Annotated in this window: 19 protein-coding genes, 3 tRNA genes and 1 pseudogene; 6 read left to right on the top strand and 17 right to left on the bottom strand. The window is 60.3% G+C overall.

The window, feature by feature from the left end; all coding sequences use genetic code 11:
* Positions 1 to 140: 140 nt before the first annotated feature.
* The 3 genes from H3U89_RS05190 to H3U89_RS05180 all read right to left on the bottom strand — a co-directional run bounded on the left by H3U89_RS05190 (position 141) and on the right by H3U89_RS05180 (position 3,522).
* Positions 141 to 1,667 carry a tagaturonate reductase gene (locus tag H3U89_RS05190; RefSeq protein ID WP_332460547.1) on the bottom strand — a complete coding sequence of 509 codons (1,527 nt, stop codon included), beginning with the start codon at positions 1,665 to 1,667 and terminating at the stop codon, positions 141 to 143.
* A 92-nt stretch (positions 1,668 to 1,759) separates the two neighbouring features.
* Positions 1,760 to 2,425: a bifunctional 4-hydroxy-2-oxoglutarate aldolase/2-dehydro-3-deoxy-phosphogluconate aldolase gene (gene eda, locus H3U89_RS05185; RefSeq protein WP_198180464.1), complete on the bottom strand. Its 666-nt coding sequence runs from the start codon at positions 2,423 to 2,425 to the stop codon at positions 1,760 to 1,762.
* 92 nt (positions 2,426 to 2,517) lie between these two features.
* A complete protein-coding gene (locus tag H3U89_RS05180) occupies positions 2,518 to 3,522 on the bottom strand; it encodes a sugar kinase (protein WP_198180465.1) in 1,005 nt (334 codons plus the stop codon).
* Positions 3,523 to 3,534: 12 nt separating this feature from the next.
* Here H3U89_RS05180 and H3U89_RS05175 point away from each other — a divergent pair, with 12 nt between their 5' ends.
* Positions 3,535 to 3,729, top strand: a complete 195-nt coding sequence (locus tag H3U89_RS05175) for a hypothetical protein (RefSeq protein WP_198180466.1) — start codon at positions 3,535 to 3,537, stop codon at positions 3,727 to 3,729.
* A gap of 31 nt (positions 3,730 to 3,760) precedes the next feature.
* Here the strand turns inward: H3U89_RS05175 and H3U89_RS05170 are convergent, their stop codons facing one another.
* Positions 3,761 to 4,993, bottom strand: coding sequence for an FAD-binding protein (locus H3U89_RS05170; RefSeq protein WP_198180468.1), 1,233 nt, complete (start codon positions 4,991 to 4,993; stop codon positions 3,761 to 3,763).
* Positions 4,994 to 5,306: 313 nt separating this feature from the next.
* Here H3U89_RS05170 and H3U89_RS05165 point away from each other — a divergent pair, with 313 nt between their 5' ends.
* On the top strand, positions 5,307 to 6,638 hold the full coding sequence (locus tag H3U89_RS05165) for an O-acetylhomoserine aminocarboxypropyltransferase/cysteine synthase family protein (protein WP_198180470.1): 1,332 nt from the start codon (positions 5,307 to 5,309) through the stop codon (positions 6,636 to 6,638).
* 164 nt (positions 6,639 to 6,802) lie between these two features.
* Here the strand turns inward: H3U89_RS05165 and rpmG are convergent, their stop codons facing one another.
* The 13 genes from rpmG to H3U89_RS05100 form a co-directional block, all read right to left on the bottom strand.
* The gene (gene rpmG / locus H3U89_RS05160; RefSeq protein WP_015022386.1) at positions 6,803 to 6,970 is read right to left on the bottom strand and encodes a 50S ribosomal protein L33; all 168 of its coding nucleotides are present in this window, start codon (positions 6,968 to 6,970) and stop codon (positions 6,803 to 6,805) included.
* A 46-nt stretch (positions 6,971 to 7,016) separates the two neighbouring features.
* Positions 7,017 to 7,090, bottom strand: a tRNA-Met gene (locus H3U89_RS05155).
* A 4-nt stretch (positions 7,091 to 7,094) separates the two neighbouring features.
* Positions 7,095 to 7,166, bottom strand: a tRNA-Thr gene (locus H3U89_RS05150).
* A 1-nt stretch (position 7,167) separates the two neighbouring features.
* Positions 7,168 to 7,249, bottom strand: a tRNA-Tyr gene (locus tag H3U89_RS05145).
* 116 nt (positions 7,250 to 7,365) lie between these two features.
* Entirely contained in the window at positions 7,366 to 8,361 is a 996-nt protein-coding gene (gene nrdF, locus H3U89_RS05140; RefSeq protein WP_029678084.1) for a class 1b ribonucleoside-diphosphate reductase subunit beta, read from the bottom strand.
* A gap of 170 nt (positions 8,362 to 8,531) precedes the next feature.
* A complete protein-coding gene (nrdE, locus tag H3U89_RS05135) occupies positions 8,532 to 10,727 on the bottom strand; it encodes a class 1b ribonucleoside-diphosphate reductase subunit alpha (protein ID WP_198180472.1) in 2,196 nt (731 codons plus the stop codon).
* A gap of 51 nt (positions 10,728 to 10,778) precedes the next feature.
* Complete coding sequence (nrdI, locus tag H3U89_RS05130) at positions 10,779 to 11,276, bottom strand: class Ib ribonucleoside-diphosphate reductase assembly flavoprotein NrdI (RefSeq protein ID WP_015022389.1); 498 nt, start codon at positions 11,274 to 11,276, stop codon at positions 10,779 to 10,781.
* Between the two features lie 175 nt (positions 11,277 to 11,451).
* Positions 11,452 to 12,447 carry a class 1b ribonucleoside-diphosphate reductase subunit beta gene (gene nrdF, locus H3U89_RS05125; RefSeq protein ID WP_232342589.1) on the bottom strand — a complete coding sequence of 332 codons (996 nt, stop codon included), beginning with the start codon at positions 12,445 to 12,447 and terminating at the stop codon, positions 11,452 to 11,454.
* 65 nt (positions 12,448 to 12,512) lie between these two features.
* Positions 12,513 to 13,001, bottom strand: a complete 489-nt coding sequence (gene nrdI / locus H3U89_RS05120; protein WP_198180474.1) for a class Ib ribonucleoside-diphosphate reductase assembly flavoprotein NrdI — start codon at positions 12,999 to 13,001, stop codon at positions 12,513 to 12,515.
* Between the two features lie 177 nt (positions 13,002 to 13,178).
* Positions 13,179 to 14,279 (bottom strand): histidinol-phosphate transaminase, encoded by a 1,101-nt coding sequence (locus tag H3U89_RS05115; RefSeq protein WP_198180475.1) that lies wholly within the window; start codon positions 14,277 to 14,279, stop codon positions 13,179 to 13,181.
* 119 nt (positions 14,280 to 14,398) lie between these two features.
* Complete coding sequence (gene groES, locus H3U89_RS05110; protein WP_015022393.1) at positions 14,399 to 14,692, bottom strand: co-chaperone GroES; 294 nt, start codon at positions 14,690 to 14,692, stop codon at positions 14,399 to 14,401.
* A 178-nt stretch (positions 14,693 to 14,870) separates the two neighbouring features.
* Positions 14,871 to 16,274: a hypothetical protein gene (locus tag H3U89_RS05105; RefSeq protein ID WP_198202414.1), complete on the bottom strand. Its 1,404-nt coding sequence runs from the start codon at positions 16,272 to 16,274 to the stop codon at positions 14,871 to 14,873.
* 76 nt (positions 16,275 to 16,350) lie between these two features.
* On the bottom strand, positions 16,351 to 17,004 hold the full coding sequence (locus tag H3U89_RS05100) for a GNAT family N-acetyltransferase (RefSeq protein ID WP_198180479.1): 654 nt from the start codon (positions 17,002 to 17,004) through the stop codon (positions 16,351 to 16,353).
* 79 nt (positions 17,005 to 17,083) lie between these two features.
* On the opposite strand from H3U89_RS05100, the gene H3U89_RS05095 reads away from it, so the two are divergent.
* The 4 genes and pseudogenes from H3U89_RS05095 to H3U89_RS05080 all read left to right on the top strand — a co-directional run bounded on the left by H3U89_RS05095 (position 17,084) and on the right by H3U89_RS05080 (position 19,606).
* Positions 17,084 to 17,761: a 5-formyltetrahydrofolate cyclo-ligase gene (locus tag H3U89_RS05095; protein ID WP_198180481.1), complete on the top strand. Its 678-nt coding sequence runs from the start codon at positions 17,084 to 17,086 to the stop codon at positions 17,759 to 17,761.
* A 101-nt stretch (positions 17,762 to 17,862) separates the two neighbouring features.
* Positions 17,863 to 18,072, top strand: a complete 210-nt coding sequence (locus H3U89_RS05090) for an FmdB family zinc ribbon protein (RefSeq protein WP_198180483.1) — start codon at positions 17,863 to 17,865, stop codon at positions 18,070 to 18,072.
* A 72-nt stretch (positions 18,073 to 18,144) separates the two neighbouring features.
* Positions 18,145 to 18,480, top strand: a pseudogene (locus tag H3U89_RS08545) (SAF domain-containing protein); the annotation flags it as partial.
* Between the two features lie 715 nt (positions 18,481 to 19,195).
* The gene (locus H3U89_RS05080) at positions 19,196 to 19,606 is read left to right on the top strand and encodes an MscL family protein (protein WP_373564684.1); all 411 of its coding nucleotides are present in this window, start codon (positions 19,196 to 19,198) and stop codon (positions 19,604 to 19,606) included.
* The last annotated feature ends 2 nt before the right edge of the window (positions 19,607 to 19,608 follow it).

The following is a 19,608-nucleotide window of genomic DNA, read 5'->3' as shown; positions in this document are numbered from 1 at the left end:
GAACCTAACCTGAAGGTGAAGCAGAAGGAATCCCAAACAATAAGGAAGTGTCTGATGCCGGTCTGGGTCAATCGCAAACCCGACCTGGTATCAGACACTTATTCAGTGTTCCCGTCAGGACCACGCCCGGTGGGAAGTTTTCAACCTTGGAAAGCCAACATATTGCAAACGTGAGAATCAAATTGCCTTGAAGCAACTGACCCCTCGTTTGCACTATTGGCCCATGCCAATCGGTCAATCAGGGGCTGGACACCCCGGTCGGCCAAATCGTCCAGGTTCTTCTGTACAGCTTCCGCTAGTCCAGCAATCCCGGTCAGGTCATGACCCCAAACGGAAGCATCAGCAAGAATCCGATTGACAAAATCCTCCTGATCGGCAGCCTCGCGGAAGGCATCGATGACCTTTTGATCATCCCGAATCTTTACAGCATCACCGGCCTTGCCACCATAAATCCACAAGAGGCAGGACAGCGCCAGGACAATCCGTTCCGGAAGCCCACACCCCTGCTCTACGTTGGCCATAACCAGCGGGAGAAGTCGGGAGACGAATTTGGAGACCGAGTTCAGCCCTATGGAATCCAAGGAATGCTGGACAAAGGGGTTGTCGAACCGCTCGCGAACCGCAGCAGCGAAGTTCTCCAGCTCCTCCTTGGGCAGAGTCTGGACGGGGATGATCTCCTCCTCCATCTCACGGGTAATGAAAGAGCGCATGGTCTTATCGCCCATGACCTGTCCTACAGTCCTGAAGCCGGCCAGCCGAGCCACCTGGGCCATGGTGGTATGAGGACCATTGAGCAGATAAACCTTGCGCTCACGGTAGGGCTGTACAGCATCACAGGTCACCAGATCGATTCCTGCCTTTCGCGCGGGAAGCAGCTCATCAACCTTGCGCTGGGCGGTCTGGTCACCAGATACGACCCAGAGCAGGAAGGGCTCGGCCTTGACCATGTTCTGGTCCTCGTAGCCCAGCTTCTCCCAAAGCTCCTGGGCATCGTCGCGCGGATAGCCTGGGACTATCCGATCCACGAGAGTGGATACAAAAGTGTTCTCCCGATCAAGCCATTCGATGAAGTCCTTACCCCACCCGAACCGTTCAGTGACATTTATCAGGGCACGATGCAGAGCCGGACCGTTGTCGGCGATAAGCTCGCAGGGCATAATCAGGAAGCCTGGCATGGACCTGTCGAACCTACGCTTGAGCAGATGAGCCAACTTTGCCGGATATCCCGCTGGTGGCTGGTCTGTGACCTTATCCCCATCGTTGACAGCAATGCCTGCTTCGGTGGTATTGGAGATGATGATCTGCGTATCAGGATCATCGGCCAGAGCCAGAAACCCATCCCAGTCCTTATAGGGGTCGACTGTCTTCCCGATGGAGTCAATCAGCTCATGGCTGCGGACAGGCTTTCCATCTTTGAGACCTTCCAGAATGACTGTATAAAGCCGCTCCTGGTCCTCCAAGACTTGGACTCTTCCGTTTTCAAGAGGCTGGACAACTGCAACATTCCCCCCGAACAAGCCCTTGTTGTTGAGCCGCTGGACTATCCAATCAACGAATGCTCTGAGGAAATTTCCCTCACCGAACTGGATGATCTTGATGGGTCGTTGAGCTGCCCCTGTACTGGTCAGCCCCAGATGCACAGCTACTGCTTCCTGTAGTCTTTCCACGATGCTTCCTTTTTCGTACTCTTGCATCCCGCCCATACGGGAGATCCAGCCGGATCATTGAGCCGGCGACCGATGACCAGCCCTGGAGACACTCAGCCTTGCACCACCTGCCTGGCCTGCGCACAGGCATCAGCAACGGCTTTCCAATCGCCTTGGCGCTGGGCCTGGGACGGTACAGGGAAACTCCCGCCCACAGCAAAGACGTTGGGCAGGTCGATGTATTCACGAGCGTTCCCGAACCCAACTCCTCCGGTGGGCAGGAAGCTCATCTCGGCAAAGGGACCAGAGAGTGCCTTCAAGGTCTTAATGCCACCATAAGCCTCGGCTGGGAAGAACTTAGTGAAACGCAGCCCAAGATCGTAGGCTTTCTCAATGTCGCTGGGAGTCGCCGTTCCAGGCAAGACCGGTATCCGAGAGCCCAGGCACCAGTCGACCACAGCATCGCTGAATGCCGGGGAAACGATACCCTTGCAACCTGCCTCCACTGCCTGGCGTGCCTGGTCGACCGTGTGCACGGTTCCTGCCACCAAGGTCACCTCAGGCACCTGGTCGTGAATAGCCCGCATCCCGTCCAAGGCGGCAGCCGATCGGAAAGTGACCTCTGCGATGGGCACTCCACCGGCAGCCAGGGCCCTGGCCAAAGGAACCGCCTCCTCAGGTGAATGCAGGGTCACCAGAGGAACCACTTTGATTGTTCTGATCAGATCAATCAATCCAATCCGCTCCTCTGGTACATCCGCCTTGTCAAACTCGCTCATGCCTACTTCCTTCTCTTGTGGAATTGAACTTGTTGAATCGAATCCATCGCCTGTCCATGGAGGACTTCTGATCGTCACCCAGATAAAATGGCTCAGCCAACCTGTCTGACCACCGCCCGCTGGTGTCGGGCAATAAAGTCATTCAACCGGGCCTTGTCGGGCAAGCCTTCGTTGTCGGATACCACCTGGGTCTGCATGGCGCCAACGGCACACCCGCGCTCCAAGGCTTCGGACATGCGTCGGCCTTCAAGCAGGGCCGACAAGACACCGGCTGCGAAACCGTCGCCGGCACCGACTGTGTCCACCACCGCATCAACCTTGAAACCAGGAACATAGACACCATCGTGACCGTCCGTCGCGTAGGCTCCATCGGGCCCGTCCTTGACCACCGCATAACGGGCGCCGTTGTCAATGAAGGCCTGGCCGATATCGCGGACATTGTCCAGCCCGAACAGATGCCTGCCTTCGGAAATGCCTGGAAGGACCAGATCAGCCTTGGCGCTCAAGGACAGAAGCGTCTGCTTCATTTGCTTGTCGCTCTTCCAGAGAGCCGGACGTTCATTGGGGTCGAAGGAAACGAAAATGTGATTGGCCCGTGACATCTCAACCAGCGCTTTGCTGGCTTCCAGGGCACTTTCCGAAAGCGCCGGAAGGATTCCGGTCATATGCATCAGCGAGATTCCGCTGCAGTCGATGGCCTTGACATCGGCCGGACCCAAGGCAGAAGCCGCTGATCCCTTACGAAAGTAATAAGTCTTGGGGTCTCCCTGATCTACCTTGGACTTCATCATAAAGCCAGTGGAACGAGTGGCATCCTTGCCGACCAAGGAGGTGTCCAAGTCGTTCTGCCGCATGAAGTACAGAATCCGTTCGCCTATTGGATCCTGACCTATGCGAGTCATATAGACCGGATGCTGGCCCAATCGCTCCAGGCCAATGGCCACGTTGAGCTCCGCACCTGCCACCGAGGCGCTGAAAGATCCGACCTCGCTACAGGGCCCCTCCTCGCCTGCAGCGAAGAGCCCCATACCCTCGCCGACCAGGAGGACCTTGCCGGGACGGACGCCGCTGACCGCTATGTCGTGGGAAACCGCCATACCATTCCTTCCATGACCAGGACCGATGGATCCGACAGGTCTGTTTCAACCAGCGACAACGCAGGTGACGGTCCGATTCGTCCATTGATGTTTTCAAGCTATGTGATAGAGCGGTGGCGGAGGAATATGTTGCCAGCTGTTGCTTATCCCGGCATTTTTATGAACGCTTTTTTAAAAAAAGACCCCCAGATCTTTGCGTCGATCTGAGGGTCGGAAGAAACGGAGCTTGGAGCAGGGGTTACCAGGCCAAGTCGATACCCGGGGTGACAGGTTCGGGAATCAGGCGGATGCCGAAGATGGAATCCACGCCTTTCTGTATGGCACGGGCCAAGGCCACCATGTCGTCGGAGCCGGCGCCTCCCCGGTTGGTCAAGGCCAGCGTGTGCACGTCGGACAGGGCTGCAGCCGACCCATCCTCCAAGGAGAAGCCCTTGTGGAAGCCTGAATGATCAATCAGCCAAGCCGCCGAGGTCTTGACCAATGCCGAGCCCTCGACAGGATAGCGCGGGGCATCAGCCGGCAGGGCATTCGCGGCCTCACGACTGATGATCGGATTGGTGAAGAAACTGCCGCAGCTATGGCGGTCAAGCAGCACCCGCTCGCCCCTGGGGCTATGAAGGTCATCCTGGACCGCCTCCAGAGCCTCTTCCAGGTCGGAGGTTCGACGGCATGATCCCATCCAGTCGGTCAGGTACCTGTAAGGATCCTCCAGCATCCCCTTGCCTGCTCTGACGGTCAGAACCGCCTGTCGAATCCGCTCCAGGGGAAGTGTTGCTCCTGGCTCCACGCCCAGGGCCTTGGCAAGCTGGGCCGAACCCACCTGAGTGGCGGACCCGTGTCGCAGAACCAGGGTGACAGAAAGCACCACGTAGCGGGGCGTGGGGAAGAACCGTGCATCGGGCACAGCCGGCGCCTGGTACATGGTCTGCTTGAGCAGGGAGGTCCTGTATCCGAAATCCAGATCTGATGCCTGCAGATAGGCGGTGACCTTGTCCTGGCGATCCCATACCTCGACCGAGTCGACAAGACGCCCGACCTCCTGGCCATAGGCGCCGATGTTCTGGACCACCGAGGCCCCGACAGTCCCAGGGATGCCGGATAGACCCTCCACCCCGATCAGGTGCATGCGCACGCAGTAGGAGACCAGGTCATCCCAGTTGGTCCCAGCAGTGGCATTGATGTGAACGACGGGAAGGCCACCCTCAGGCGGAGCCACCTCGTCAGGCACGCTGATGTCCTGACGGGTGTCACGCACAACCACGCCGGGAAAGTCCTGATCAGAGGCAAGCAGGTTGGATCCCCCGCCGATCAGGCAGAGGGGCAGCCCCTTGGAATCAGCCCCCTCCACAGCCTCGATCAGCCCGACCCTGTCATGCGGCTGAGCAAAGGTTGCAATACGTCCTCCCACACCCATGGTGGTGATATCAGCAAATGTCGGAGTTGAGATGTTGACCGTGACTGCTTCTGGCATGTCTTTCACTGTATCATCGCAGGTGACAGGTCTGATCTGGGGCCTTTCTTGCCTACCGGCCCTCTGATCTGATGGCTCGATCCGCCTTCTCGACCGACTGGCTCGATTCGGCGAATTACAATACAACCACACACAGGTAGGTTCTCTTGATTTGACTCCAGTCAGCCGATGCATACCGACAAGGACGGCGGAGGCTGAATAACCTCTTATAAGGAACGGCTATAGAGGCACCGTTGTCTCGGCATCCGAAAACGGGTTTGATGATTCGTGAAGCACGCGGGCATCCAGGCCACATTCAGAGGAGTGGACCGTCATGAGCAAAGGATTTGCGACAAAAGCCGTCCATGACGGCTATGACTGTCAAAGCCAAGGCGGAGGGGCAGCCAGCGTGCCCATCTACCAGTCGGCCGCCTTTGACATGGTCACCGCAGACCGAGGAGACGCCCTGGCCGCCGGCGCAATTCAAGGATTCTCTTACTCACGCCTGGCCAACCCCACGGTCAAGGTCCTGGAGGACCGCCTGGCCAGCCTGGAGGGTGGCAAGGGGGCCGTGGCCATGGCCTCAGGGATGGCAGCCGTGTCATCGGCCCTCATGTGCGCAGCCGAGGGCGGTGGAAGACTGATCTCCCCGGTCGATCTTTATGGAACCTCTGTGGATGCCATGAAGACCTTCTTCCCCAACTTCGGCATCGAGACGGATTTCGTGGATGACATCAACGACCTTGATGCCGTGGAATCCCTGATCCAGGACAACACCAGGGCCATCTTCGCCGAGTCCGTGGCCAATCCGTCCACAGCCATAGCCGACATCCCTGGCCTGGCCGAACTGGCCCACCGGCATGGACTGGCCCTGATCATCGACAATACGGTGCCCACGCCATACCTGCTTAACCCGATCGACTTCGGCGCCGACATCGTCGTGCATTCGACCACCAAGGGGATCAGCGGCCATGGCAATGCCCTGGGCGGGGCCATCGTGGATGCGGGACGGTTCGACTGGGGCAACGGCCGCTTTCCGCAGATGAGCCAGCCCGAACTGATCATCAGCGACGAGCGGCACGGGTCCATGGTCAGCTTTCTGGATGCCTTCGGCAGGATGGCCTTCCTGCACAGGGTCCATACCAAGTACCTGCACACCTTCGGGGCGGTCATGAGCCCCTTCACCGCCTACCTGCAGCTGACCGGACTTGAGACTCTGGCCCAGCGGGTCGCCACCGAGGTGAAGACGACAGAAGCCCTGGCCCGCCACCTACTGACCGTTCCCCAGGTGGAGCAGGTCAACTATTCAGGCATTCCCGAGGGCCGGCACCAGGGCGATGCCGACCAGCAGGACCGCCTGGCCTCGACCCTGCTGCCCAAGGGCGTCGGCACGATCCTCTCCTTCAAGGTCCAGGGAGGCTATGAGCAGGTCAAGCGCATCGTGGACTCGGTACGTCTCATGAGCTACATGCCCAACATCGGCGACTGCCGCACCCTGATTGTGGACCCGGCCAGGATCACCCACAGGGAGGTTCCAAGCCCCTACCGCCTCAGCGCCGGTGTGGGCGACGATCTGATTCGAATCTCCGTGGGCCTGGAGAACCCGGGCGACCTGATCGCCGACCTGGATCAGGCCTTTGCAGCCGCCTACCAGAGCAATCTCTAGAGACTGCGCCCCTCCCCTACAGCACAAAACCTATTCCGCCCCAACGCTATCCCCAGGTAGCGCGGGGCAGGCATATGCACGGATTTACATACAGAAGAACCGTTGTATAAAAAAGAACCCGACCAAATGGTCGGGTCCTGATGAAGCCAAAAGACGGGAAGAACTCAGCGGGTCTCCCGGTGCAGGGTATGCTTGCCGCAACGGGGGCAGAACTTCTTGAGCTCCAGACGGTCAGGAGTGTTACGACGGTTCTTGGTCGTAATGTAATTACGCTCCTTGCACACGGTGCACGCCAGCGTAATGCCAGGACGGATATCTGCGGCTTTTGCCATGGTTCACCTCTATAGTCGTTGCACGACCGACGTATGTCGGCCACAGTAGCGAGGAAGAGACTCGAACTCTTGACCTTACGATTATGAGTCGTACGCTCTAGCCAGCTGAGCTACCCCGCCAGAGAGCCTCGGGTGAGAATCGGACTCACGACCTCTTCCTTACCAAGGAAGTGCTCTGCCACTGAGCTACCGAGGCGTGGCGGATAGAGGATTCGAACCTCTGAAGCATTACGCGGCTGATTTACAGTCAGCTCCCTTTGACCGCTTGGGAAATCCGCCATGCCGCACTAGAACCGGAGCTCCGTACGGCAACTTGCCTATAATGACATGTTTTTCCGTTTTCCGCAAGTCCCGCTCCAACGTCGTGTCTTCCGTGTCAGAGCGGGACAGACAGGTCAGAAATCCCAGTCGTCGTCGTCCGTCTCCACAGCCTTGCCCATGACATAGGAGGAGCCCGAGCCGGAGAAGAAGTCGTGATTTTCGTCAGCATTGGGGCTCAGCGAGGCGATGATGGCAGGATTCACATCGGTGGTGTCCGATGGGAAGAGGGCGGGATAGCCCAGGTTCATCAGGGCCTTGTTGCCGTTGTAGCGCAGGAACTTGGTGACGTCCTCCACCAGGCCCACCCCGGAGTACAGGCTCTCGGTGTATTCCACCTCGTTGTCGTACAGGTCTCCCAGGAGCTCATAGGTGTAATCGCTCATGGCCTGACGCTCGGAGTCGGAAACCTTGGCCAGCCCCTTCTGGTACTTGTAGCCGATGTAGTAGCCGTGCACGGCCTCGTCCCGGATGATCAGGCGGATCAGGTCGGCCGTGTTGGTCAGCTTGGCATGGCTGGAGAAGTACATGGGCAGGTAGAAGCCCGAGTAGAAGAGGAAGGATTCCAGCAGGGTGGAGGCCACTTTGCGCTTCAGGGGGTTGTCGCCCTCGTAGTAGTCCAGGACGATCTGGGCCTTGCGCTGGAGGAACTCGTTGTGCTCGCTCCATTCGAAGGCGGCGTCGATCTGCGGCGTGGAGGCCAGGGTGGAGAAGATGGAGGAGTAGGACTTGGCATGGACCGACTCCATGAAGGCGATGTTGGTGTAGACCGCCTCCTCATGGGGGGTCAGCGCATCCGGGATCAGGCTGACGGCGCCCACGGTCCCCTGGATGGTGTCCAGAAGGGTCAGACCGGTGAAGACACGCATGGTCAGGGTGTGCTCCTCCTCGCTCATGGCCTGCCAGGAGGGCAGATCATTGCTGACGGGAACCTTCTCGGGCAGCCAGAAGTTGCCGGTCAGACGGTCCCAGACCTCCAGGTCCTTCTCGTCCTCCAGACGGTTCCAGTTGATGGCGGAGACCCGGTCGATCAGCTTCAGCGGCTGCCGGGGAATGGAAATGGGTGGGACCATGGTTGATTGCTCCTTGTTGGATAGGTGTTCGACAGTGCGAAGCGGATCATGACAGGACCGTCAGTCTACCGCATGGACGGGCCCGACCTGTGGATGTGGATACCAAAGGGCCGGCACCGCCCTCAAAGACGGCACCGACCAGTGATTGCACATGCCTTGGGACAGGTGCCTTAGAGCATGCAGCTGACGCAGCCCTCGACCTCGGTACCCTCCAGGGCCTGCTGGCGAATCCTGATGTAGTAGAGGGTCTTGATCCCCTTGCGCCAGGCGTAGATCTGGGCCTTGTTCAGGTCGCGGGTGGTGGCCGTGTCGGGGAAGAAGAGGGTCAGGGAGAGCCCCTGATCCACATGCTGGGTGGCCTCGGCGTAGGTATCCACGATCTTCTTCCAGCCGATCTCGTAGGCGTCCTCGAAGTAGTCCAGATTCTCGTTGGTCATGTAGGGGGCCGGGTAGTAGACGCGCCCGATCTTGCCCTCCTTGCGGATCTCAATCTTGGAAGCGATCGGGTGGATGGAGCTGGTGGAGTGGTTGATGTAGGAGATGGACCCGGTCGGCGGGACGGCCTGGAGGTTCTGGTTGTAGATGCCGTCCTTGAGGATGGCCGCCTGGAGTTGCTTCCAGTCATCCACCGTGGGGATGTGGACCTGGTACTGGTCGAAGAGGTCCTTGATCCGCTGGGTCCTGGGCTCCAGGGAACGGCTGCCCTCGGTGTACTTGTCGAAGTAGTTCCCCTGCCCTGCCGGCTTGGCGTAGTCGGACTTGGCGAAGGAGGCGAAGGCCTTCCCCCGCTCCACGGCCAGGGCATGGGAGGCCCTGTAGGCGTGGTAGGCCACGGTCATGAAGTACATGTCCGTGAAGTCCAGCCCCTCCTCGGACCCATAGTGGATGCCCTCGCGGGCCAGGAAGCCATGGAGGTTCATCTGGCCCAGGCCGATGGCATGGCCCTCGTCGTTGCCCCGCTTGATTGAGGGGACGGCCTCGATGTTGGTGTGGTCGGAGACGGAGGTCAGGGCCCGCACCGAGGTCTCGACCGTGTCGGCCAGGCCGCCGTCCATGGCCTTGGCGATGTTCAGAGACCCCAGGTTGCATGAGATGTCGCGGCCGATATGCTCGTAGTTCAGGTTCTCGGAGTAGGTGCTGGGCTCCTGGACCTGCAGGATCTCCGAGCAGAGGTTGGACATGGTGATCCGGCCGTCGATGGGGTTGGCCTTGTTGACCGTGTCCTCGAAGAGGATGTAGGGGTAGCCGGACTCGAACTGGATCTCGGCCAGGGTCATGAAGAAGTCACGGGCATCGATGTACTTCTTGTGGATTCGCTTGTCCTTGACCATCTCCTCATAGTGCTCGGTGATGGAGATGTCGGCGAAGGGCTTGCCATAGACCCGCTCCACGTCGTAGGGCGAGAAGAGGGCCATGGGCTCCTTGCGCTTGGCCAGCTCGAAGGTGATGTCGGGGATGACCACGCCCAGGGCCAGGGACTTGATGCGGATCTTCTCGTCCGCATTCTCCCGCTTGGTGTCCAGGAAGCGCATGATATCGGGGTGGTGGGCCGACAGGTAGACGGCGCCGGCACCCTGGCGGGCACCCAACTGGTTGGCGTAGGAGAAGGAATCCTCCAGGAGCTTCATGACCGGGACCACGCCGCTGGACTGGTTCTCGATGTGTTTGATGGGTGCGCCCATCTCGCGCAGGTTGCTGAGCAGCAGGGCCACGCCGCCGCCCCTCTTGGACAGCTGCAGGGCGGCGTTGACGCCGCGGGAGATGGACTCCATGTTGTCCTCGATGCGCACCAGGAAGCAGGAGACCGGCTCGCCGCGCTGGGCCTTGCCCAGGTTCAGGAAGGTCGGGGTGGCGGGCTGGAAGCGGCCGGAGATGATCTCATCCGTGTACTTCATAGCTGCCTGCTCATCCCCGTCGGCCAGCTCCAGGGCCACGGCCACGCAGCGCTGGGGGAAGTCCTCCAGGTAGCGCTTGCCGTCGAAGGTCTTCAGCGCGTAGGAGGTGTAGAACTTGAAGGCGCCCAGGAAGGTCTCGAATTCGAAGCCGCTCTCGGCTGCATGCCTGTAGATCCCGTCCAGGAACTCAGGGGTATAGCGCTCGAAGACCTTCCGGTCGTAGTACTCGTGGTCCACCAGGTAGGCGATCCGCTCGGCCGTGGAGGGGAAGGTCATGGTGTTGGGCCCCACGTGCCGGTCCATGTACTGGCGCTCGGCCTCGTGGTCCTTGTCGAACTGGATCCTGCCGTCCTTGTCGTACAGGTTCAGCATGGCGTTCAGGGCATGGTAGTCGTGAGCCGGGTCGAAGGTCTCCTCATCCTCGGATGCGGTCCTGTCCAGGGCCAGGGACGTGTCCTCGTTTGCTCCCATCGGGTGTCCTTTCATGAATATGGCAGTGATGATACGTGTAATGAAATCGGCTCAGGACTCGGGGTGGTTGCGGAAGAAATCCACCACCCCGCGGCGGACCTTCTCCTGGTCCTCCTTGGTGCCCATGAGCTCGAAATAGTAGAGGAAGGGCACATTGCACTTGCGGGAGATGATGTCCCCCGCCATGCAGAAGGCCTCCCCGAAGTTGGTGTTGCCCGAGGCGATGACCCCGCGGATGCCGGCCCGGTTGGCCGGGTCGTTCAGAAAGCGCTTGATCTGCGGCATGACCGCCTTCTTGGCCGATCCTCCCCCATAGGTGGGGACGATCAGGATGTAGGGCTGCCGAATGTTGAGCGGCGGATCCTTGGGCCTCAGAGGGATGCGGAAGACGTCAATCCCCTCGTCGTCCAAATGGCAGTTGGCGATGAACCGGGCGGTGTTGCGCGAGGCCGACGAGAAGTAGACCACGGCCCCCAGGCGCTGGCCCTGGGCGGCGAACTCGGGAGCGCTGAGCTCCGAATCAGTCCCGGCGGTCTGCTGTTGCTCCATGCTTCCTCCTGATCAGGCCATCCAGAGCCTGTCTTGACGGTGATGCCCGCCCTGAGGACGGACCGATCAGAACCCGCCCAGCGCGAGCCTGAACTACTATATGTGCTGTCGATATCAAAAACGGTGAGCATATATAGGGTTTTCTGTGCCCAATATCACACCGGTTCCAACTGGCCTAGAAGTCCCAGTCGTCATCGTCCGTGGACTCGGAGTGCCCCATGACGTAGGAGGAGCCCGAACCCGAGAAGAAATCATGGTTCTCGTTGGCCGATGGCGACAGGGCCGCCAGGATCTCCGAGCTGACATCGGTCTGGTCGGCTGCGAACCGGGCCGGGTAGCCCAGGTTCATCAGCGCCTTGTTGGCATTGTAGCGAACGAAGGCGAAGACATCCTCGACGAAGGGGAAGCCCTCATAGATCTGCCCGGAGTAGACCATCTCCAGATCGTAGAGCTTGTCCAGCAAATCATTGGTGAACTTCTCCAGCATGGCCTGGTCGGCCTGGGTCCTCTCCTCAAGACCCCGCTGATACTTGTAGCCCGAGTAGTAGCCGTGGATGGCCTTGTCGCGCAGGATCAGCCGAATCATGTCAGCCGTGTTCATCAGCTTGGCATGGCTGGAAAAGTAGAGGGGCAGGTAGAAGCCGGCATAGAGCATGAGGGAGGAGAGCATGGTGGAGGCCACCTTGCGCTTCAGGGGATCCTCGCTGACATACTCGTGCAGGACCGTGTGGACGCGCTCCTGGAGGACGTCGTTGGCCACAGCCCAGCGGTAGGCCTTGTCGATCTCCTCGCTGGAGCAGAGGGTGGAGAAGACCGAGGAGTAGGAGCGGGCGTGGACCGACTGCATGAAGGCGATATTGGTATAGATGGCCTGCTCCTGCTCGGTCCGGGCGTGATCGATCTGTACCAGCTCGCCGATGGTGGCCTGGGTGGTGTCCAGCATGGTCAGTCCGGTGAAGACGCGGACCGTGGTCTGGCGCTCGTGATCGGTCAGGGTGTTCCAGGAGGGTATGTCGTTGGACAGGGGCACCTTCTCGGGCAGCCAGAAGTTGGAGACCAGGCGGTTCCAGACCTCCAGATCCTTCTCGTCGGTGATCTTGTTCCAGTTGACCGGGCGGATCCTGGCATCAGGGGTGACTCGGTACTGGGGCGGGGTGATGGATTGGCGCATCATCTCGTCGTCGGCATAGACGCCGGCCTCTGACTTGGCGCTCTCTTTGGTGCTTTCCTGCTGGCTCATGACAAAACCGCCTTTCGTGAATCAGTCGACTGCTGCTGGAGCTGCACTCCCATTCCGGCCAGGATGGCCCTGACCGCTTGAACATCCTCCGAGGTGCCCAGCAGCTCGAAGCGATAGAGCTCAGGAACCCCGCACCGGCGGGCTATCAACGGGCCTGCTGCGCAATAGGCGCTGCCGAAGTTTCGGTTGCCCGAGGTGATGACCCCGCGAATCAGCCCGCGGTTGACCGGATTGTTCAGGAAGTGGATGACCTGCTTGGGCACGGCTCCCTTGGCTGACCCGCCGCCATAGGTGGGCACCAGCAGAAGGTAGGGCGTATCCATAACGGGCATGGGCTGGCGCCGCTCATACAGGGGGATACGGATGGGCCCCTCCACGCCCAGCCGCTGTACAAAGCGGTGGGTGTTGTTGGAGACGCTGGAGAAATACACCAGCCTGGAGGCGCCATCGGGAGGATCGCGCCGATCCACATCTGCTGAGGACATAGTGACTGCTGCTCCTTGGTAAACACTATATATTGGATTGGCTTGGCCAGCCAACCACAATATATAGGTTTATCCAGGACGACACAAGTTCACAGGAACAAAACCGCCCCCGCTGTGACATTCCATACAAGAACGGAGACGGCAAGCATTTACATTTACACTCGCGCTATTGCGGCCTTAGTCAGATATCGGGTCCTGCGGCAAACCCCGTCGACGCAGGTCTGCGCAAACCTCCAGGACGCGATCGTTGGCCTCCCGCTCCCCCACAGTGATGCGGATGCCCTCGCCAGGGAAGGTTCTGACCGACAGACCCGCGTCGCGGAACCGCTGATCAGCCTGCGCAGCCGCACGACCCAGTGGCAGCCAGTAGTAGTTGGCCCGAGGTTCAGGAATCTTCCACCCCTGCTCCTTCAAACCAGCCAGGATTCTGGCCCGTTCCTGCTTGAGAGCCCGGACCCGTTCGGCCAGGCGATCCTGTGCGTCCAGGCTGGCCATCGCCGCCGTTTGGGCCACATCGGTGACACCGAAGGGCAGGGCAACCTTGTTCATGCCGGCAATGATCGGCTCGGCGGCCACGGCGTATCCGATCCGCAGACCGGCCAGCCCGTAGGCCTTGGAAAAGGTCCGGGCCACTATCACATTGGGATGCTCACGCATGAGCGACAGCCCGTCGGCCCGATCAGGGTCGTCGTTGAACTGTATGTAAGCCTCGTCGAAGAGCACCGGCAGGTCTGCAGGCAGGGCTTGCAGCAGCCGTTCGGCCTGGCTGCGATCGACATTGGTCGCAGTCGGATTGTTGGGGTTATTGACAATGACCAATCTGGTATGCTCGTTGACCGCCGCAATCATGGCTTCGATGTCATGGCACCCCTGGTCATCCAGGGGCACGGGCACCCCGGTGGCGCCAGCCGAGGTGACGATGATGGGATAGGCCTCGAAACTGCGCCAGGGATAGACCACCTGATCTCCATGACCGGCCACCAGATCAACCAGCTGGGTGATGACCTCGGTGGACCCGCATCCCAGCTGAATACATCCAGGATCCACCCCATGCAGCTGGGCCAGCCGCTCCACCAGATGGGTGCCACGCATGTCCGGATAGCGGTTCAGATGGCCCAGGGCCTGTTCGGAGACGGTCTGGATCACGCCGGGCAGGGGCGGGTAGGGGTTCTCATTGCTGGAGATCTTGTAGCTGGTCAACCCGGGAACAGATGGTGCCGGGCTGCCCTGCTGGTAACCGGGCAGGGCATCAATGCTGGGACGATGACGATAGTACATGGGCACCATGCTAGCGGCCGCCGTATGTCTCCGCGGTGTCTGTTCCGCTGCACGGCCCTCCCGAAAAGCGAGTGGCCCCCGGTCCTTCCGCAGGACCAGGGGCCACTATCACCGCCTCTTTACTTGAGGATGGCCAGAACGTCGCGCGCGGACACGATCAGGTAGTCCTCGCCGCCGTAGTTGACCTCGGTGCCGCCGTACTTGGAGTACAGAACCTTGTCGCCAACCTTGACATCCATGGGGATACGCTCGCCCTTGTCGTCACGACGGCCGGGGCCTGCCGCCAGCACCTCGCCCTGCTGGGGCTTCTCCTTGGCGGTATCGGGGATGACCAGCCCGGAAGCGGTCTTGGTCTCCGCCTCAGCCTGCTTGATGACGATCTTGTCTTCCAACGGTGTGAGTGAAATCGACACTGTGGACCTCCTACATCTTGTGAGAACAGCCAATGAACCCACGCCGGAACGTCGATGAGAGGCTGACGAACACTCACCACGCATTCCTTTGCGCTACAAGTCATAGTAGCGCGAAATTAGCACTCTGCCAACTTGAGTGCTAACGCTGGTGGTGAAAGATAACTTGCCGATTGGCCCCTCAGGACTTGTCTGCCGGACGACGCCGGGCCAATATGGCCTCGACACCGATGGACAGGGAGTCCTTGCTGCGATCAGGCGCTTCGACCTGGGCCTGCATCTCCCGCTTGTGAAAGTCGTCGGGCTGCCCATCGGCCTTCTTCTTTTCGGGGGGACGGGCCACAGAGACCTGCCGGGTGGACTTGATCTCCAGGCTGTGAGGGCCCTCATCTTCGTTATGCTTGCCATCCTTGTCTGATCCCTCGCCACGGGCCGACCCTAGGGAGAAGGAGATCAGATCCTGGCCAGCCGCCATACCGAAGGCATCCAAGGCCGGAGAGGGGTTGATACATTCGAGCTCATTGGTGGCGTCCTCCTGAGCCTTAGCCGAAGCCGACGAATCCGGACGCTCCTTGCCAACAGACGCAGAGACCGAGCTGGGCTTGCCCGAATGGGCAGAGGCGGATTGGGCAGGCGTCGACTGCGGAGAAGTCGGCCGGGCTGCAGACTTGGAGGCGGCAGACTCGTTCACTGACGACTTGGGCGAAGCAGTTTTGGAAGATTTGGTAGTTGCTGGTTTTGAAGTCTTCGGCCCGGAAGCTGCTTGTTTGGTCGGGGTTCGTTCGGAGGCCTTCCTAGCGACGGACGGACTATTCGACGCATGTCCAGTCTGTGCAGCGGTCTTCTCGGTCGACTTGACGGACCCGGCCGAACCCTTGGCCTTACTGCTGTTGACTGTCGACTTCGCAGGCTTGGCCGAATTGTGTCGCCGAGCCTTGAGGGCTACCTGCTGATCAGCCTTGGCTTGCGCCAGCGTTCGACGGATCTCACCCTGGTCAAGCACATCCGTGGCAGTTTCCGCACGGGCCTCAACCTTGGCCTGCCCAGACTTGCCGGAGGTCTTGCTCTTAGTCAGACTGGCCGCCTGCTGACGACGCTGCCGGGCACGCCGCTGGGCTAAATTGCGCTCCCAGGCCCGAGCCTGCGCTGAAGCATGCGCGCCTGCGGCCAACACCACTATCACCAGGGCCAGAGGAATCAAAGTGAACCATGGGCTGTAGCCCAAAGGGAAAGAGAGCCCAGCCACCAGAAGGGTGATGACCAACAGGGTAACGACCAGGATGCGACGACGGCGTATGGCCGCGCGGCGCAACTGTCTGATCTGCTTGATGCGCTGGGCCTGACTGCGCCGGTTGCCATCCTGCTGCCCTTGCTGCATGACCAACCCTTTCACCGTCCTCGACTGCCTGTCGCAGAACCTCATGCCGTCTTCCCGCCCGACCATGTGCAGGGAGGTGGAAAGCCTGTCCTGGCGATGCTCCGAGGCCCGCTTCATGCCCTTGACGGTGCGAAACGGCAGCCAACCCAGCACCAGAATCACTGCAATCACCAAAACCACGATGCTGCTGAGTGATTCATAAACCATAGGTACTACGTTAGTTGACGGTATGCCCCAAGCGGCAAGTCAAACCCAGCGTGTCGACCATATCCGCCCCAGAGGTTCATAGACGATCCAGCAGATCGGGATCGAATTGGTCGCTGATCCAGGCAAAGGTCAGGTGGTCCCTCCACTGTCCGTTTACATACATGTAGCTGCGGCGCAGTCCCTCCGGCTCCATGCCAAGCTTTTGGACCACACGGAGGGAACGCTGGTTTTCAGGCAGAATCGCCACCTCCAGACGGTGCAGATGGGGCCCCCTCCTGTCCCTGAAAGCCCAATTCGCCAACATCGCCAAAGCCAGGGGTGCGAATCCGTGACCGACCCAATCCTGGTCCACCCAATAGCCCACTGTCGCCGTGCACATGGACCCGTAGCGGATGGCACCCAGGGAAATCTGCCCCACTATGCTCTGATGAAACTCCATCAGAAAGACCGCTGAGGTGCCCTCCTGCCGGGAATGCTCCAACTCCTGCATCCACTGGGCATAGGTCATGCCGGGTCCATGACGGGGATCCCCTGATTCCCATGGGGCCAGCCAATCACGATTCCTCCATCGGACCGCGTTCCAGGCTGCCTGGTCTCCCTCGCGGATGGGCCTAAGCAGGAAGTCCCCATGTCCTGGGGGCGGAGTCAGACGATCAGGCAGATCCAGGGCATTGTTCGAACGGGCTCGGGAGCCCTGCCAGACCTGGCGGAAGGTATGCAGAACCGACATGACTCCATATTCCCACCGAACGGCATCCGAGGCAGGCATACGTCCATTAGGGAGAGCCCCTGCTGGTAGAACTGAGTGCATGAACAAGCAGGAACGCATCGATATGGACAAACAGGATCGGCGCGGCCGGCTGCTGGAAGCTCGACGGCGCATCAATCGGGCCCAATGCCTGGACGCAGGCCGCAGGCTCGCCGATCTGCTGGCCGGCCAGGTGCTTGCCAAGCTCGGGCACTCACGAGGCGACCAGAGCCTGACTGTGGCTGCCTTTTCCTCCATTCGGGGGGAGATAGCCATGGACCCCAGCCTGGACCTTCTGGTGGGCCGGGGCTATCAGGTGCTCATCCCCATGCTGGGCACGGGCATCCAAGTAGGTTGGGGACGCCTGCAATCAGAGCAGGATCTGGAGGACATGAAGCGGATTCCCGGCTGGCGGCCGGATGAACCCGATGTGCCGGCCCTGCCACCGCAGACCTTGAATCAGGCCGATCTGATCCTGGTGCCCGCACTGGCCATCGACCACGCCGGCATCCGTCTGGGTCGGGGCGGCGGCTGGTATGACCGGGCTCTGGCCCTGCGGGCAGAACAGACTTCAGTGGTGGGCATCTGCTGGCCTGGCGAATTCGTGGAAGACCCTCTGCCCCATCTGGACCACGATCTTCCTGTGGATGCCGTCCTGACGCCTGAAGGTTTCACGCCCACAGCCGCAGGTCTGTCACGAAGGCCCGGAGCGGACCATAATGGTGATGAACAAGACTGACGAGAGGCCCGGTGCCGATTCTTCTGGTCGAAGCCACCACTAGGATATTGGGTGTTGAACCAATCGTCGCGCGAACCGACCATCAGCGGAGGGAAAGAACGGTGCCCACCTATCATTATCGTTGCAAGAACTGCGGATACGACTTTACCAAGGAGCAGTCTTTCAACGACGAGCCCATCACCATCTGCCCCAAGTGCGGGCAGCAGCAGGTCCGCAAGGTCTTCTCCGCAGTGCCCATCGAGTTCAAGGGCCATGGTTTCTACCGGACCGATGGAGCCTCATCCTCTTCAGGCTCCACAAGCAGCAAGTAGACCGAGAGGCACATTCGACCACATCGACCATGCAAACCCATATGCCTGCCAAATTCCTGACAGGCTGGGGGCATGGTCGATTTTTCCATCTTCAGCAACAAGGGCAAGCCTTCAGCAGCCGGATCCCTAATCCGCCGACGGCGGCTTTTTAAGCTGCGCCGTGCGGGAGCCGCCCTGGCATTGGGGCTGGCGGTTTTCTGCGCCCTGCAGATCCTGGTCCAGGCCCAGGGCCGCCTGTCCATACTGGTCGCCGCGCGACCTATTGCACGCGGATCAGCCATCGAACCTGGCATGGTCGAAACGCGAATCCTGCACGGCAGGGAACGGCTGCCTGGCCTGATCTCCTCATTTGGACAAGTACGTGGGCGGCGGCTGATGATCAGCCTGCACACAGGGCAACCGCTGACCACAGCCATGATCAGCAGCAGACCGGCACAGCCACCCGGGACCACCCCGGTGACCGTCCGCCTGGCCGACGATCCAGGAGACCTGCAGGCTGGTGACAAGGTGAATTTGCTGGCCTCGGGAGACTGCCCAGCCGGTGCCGACACGCATTCCGCCCAGCCGAGTTCCCTACCACCCTCCGCGAGAGACCAGCCAGGTTCTGACAGCAAACCAGGGTTTTCCCATGTCCAGCAAGTCAACGGCCTGCAGACACCGACGCCCGGACAGACCCAAGGCGTTGGACGCTGCACGTTAGCCGAGCAGGCACTGGCTCTACAACCGGCACAGACCATCGCCAAAGATCGATCCGATCTGGAAGGCCGGGAGGGCAACCGGGTCCGGCAAACATCCCAGGCGGTCTTCGCCCTGGATGCCAGTCAGGCTCTGCTCCTGTTATCGCTGGATCCATCCACCCCGGTCATTGCCATCCGACCTGACAGAGCGTCCGCATCGACACCCTCCAATCATGTCGGAAAACCGAAACAATCCTGGGCCCGCGATAATGGAGGAAGAAGCAGGCATGGGCACTCCATGTCTCTTGTCAGCTACGGAAGGATGCAGAATGGCCTCGATCAACCAGGTGGCGGCCAAGGATACCGCCGAAGCAGTCCACAAAATCTCACAAATCAGCAACAAGGGTGTGCTGGGCGAATTCAAGCAGTTCATCTCGCGTGGATCCATGGTGGACATGGCCGTGGGCGTGGTCATGGGTTCGGCGGTGACCAGCGTGGTCAACGCCATCGTCAACAATCTGATCAGCCCACTGATCGCCATGATCTTCGGCAAACCGGACCTGTCGGGACTCCTGACCATCAGCTACCGGAACGCCACCATCTCCTTCGGTGCCATTCTGACGGCTCTGCTCAACTTCCTCTTGATCGCCATCGCCGTCTACTTCTGCATCATCATGCCCATCAACAAGTTGCGGCAGCTGAGCCGGGCGGCCTCGGGCATCAAGGACCAGCCCAACGCTCCCAGCCCCCAGGACCAGAGCCTGCAGCTGCTACGGCAGATCGCCGACGACATCCATCAGTCAACGAGCGCAGACAGCCAACAGGCTGGGACCGGACTGCCCAAGGGCCAGGACTAGGA

Origin of the sequence: Bifidobacterium sp. W8104 (assembly GCF_016100735.1) — a bacterium.
Taxonomy (GTDB): Bacteria; Actinomycetota; Actinomycetes; order Actinomycetales; family Bifidobacteriaceae; genus Bombiscardovia; species Bombiscardovia choladohabitans.
This window is presented reverse-complemented; position numbering and strand designations above follow the sequence as displayed.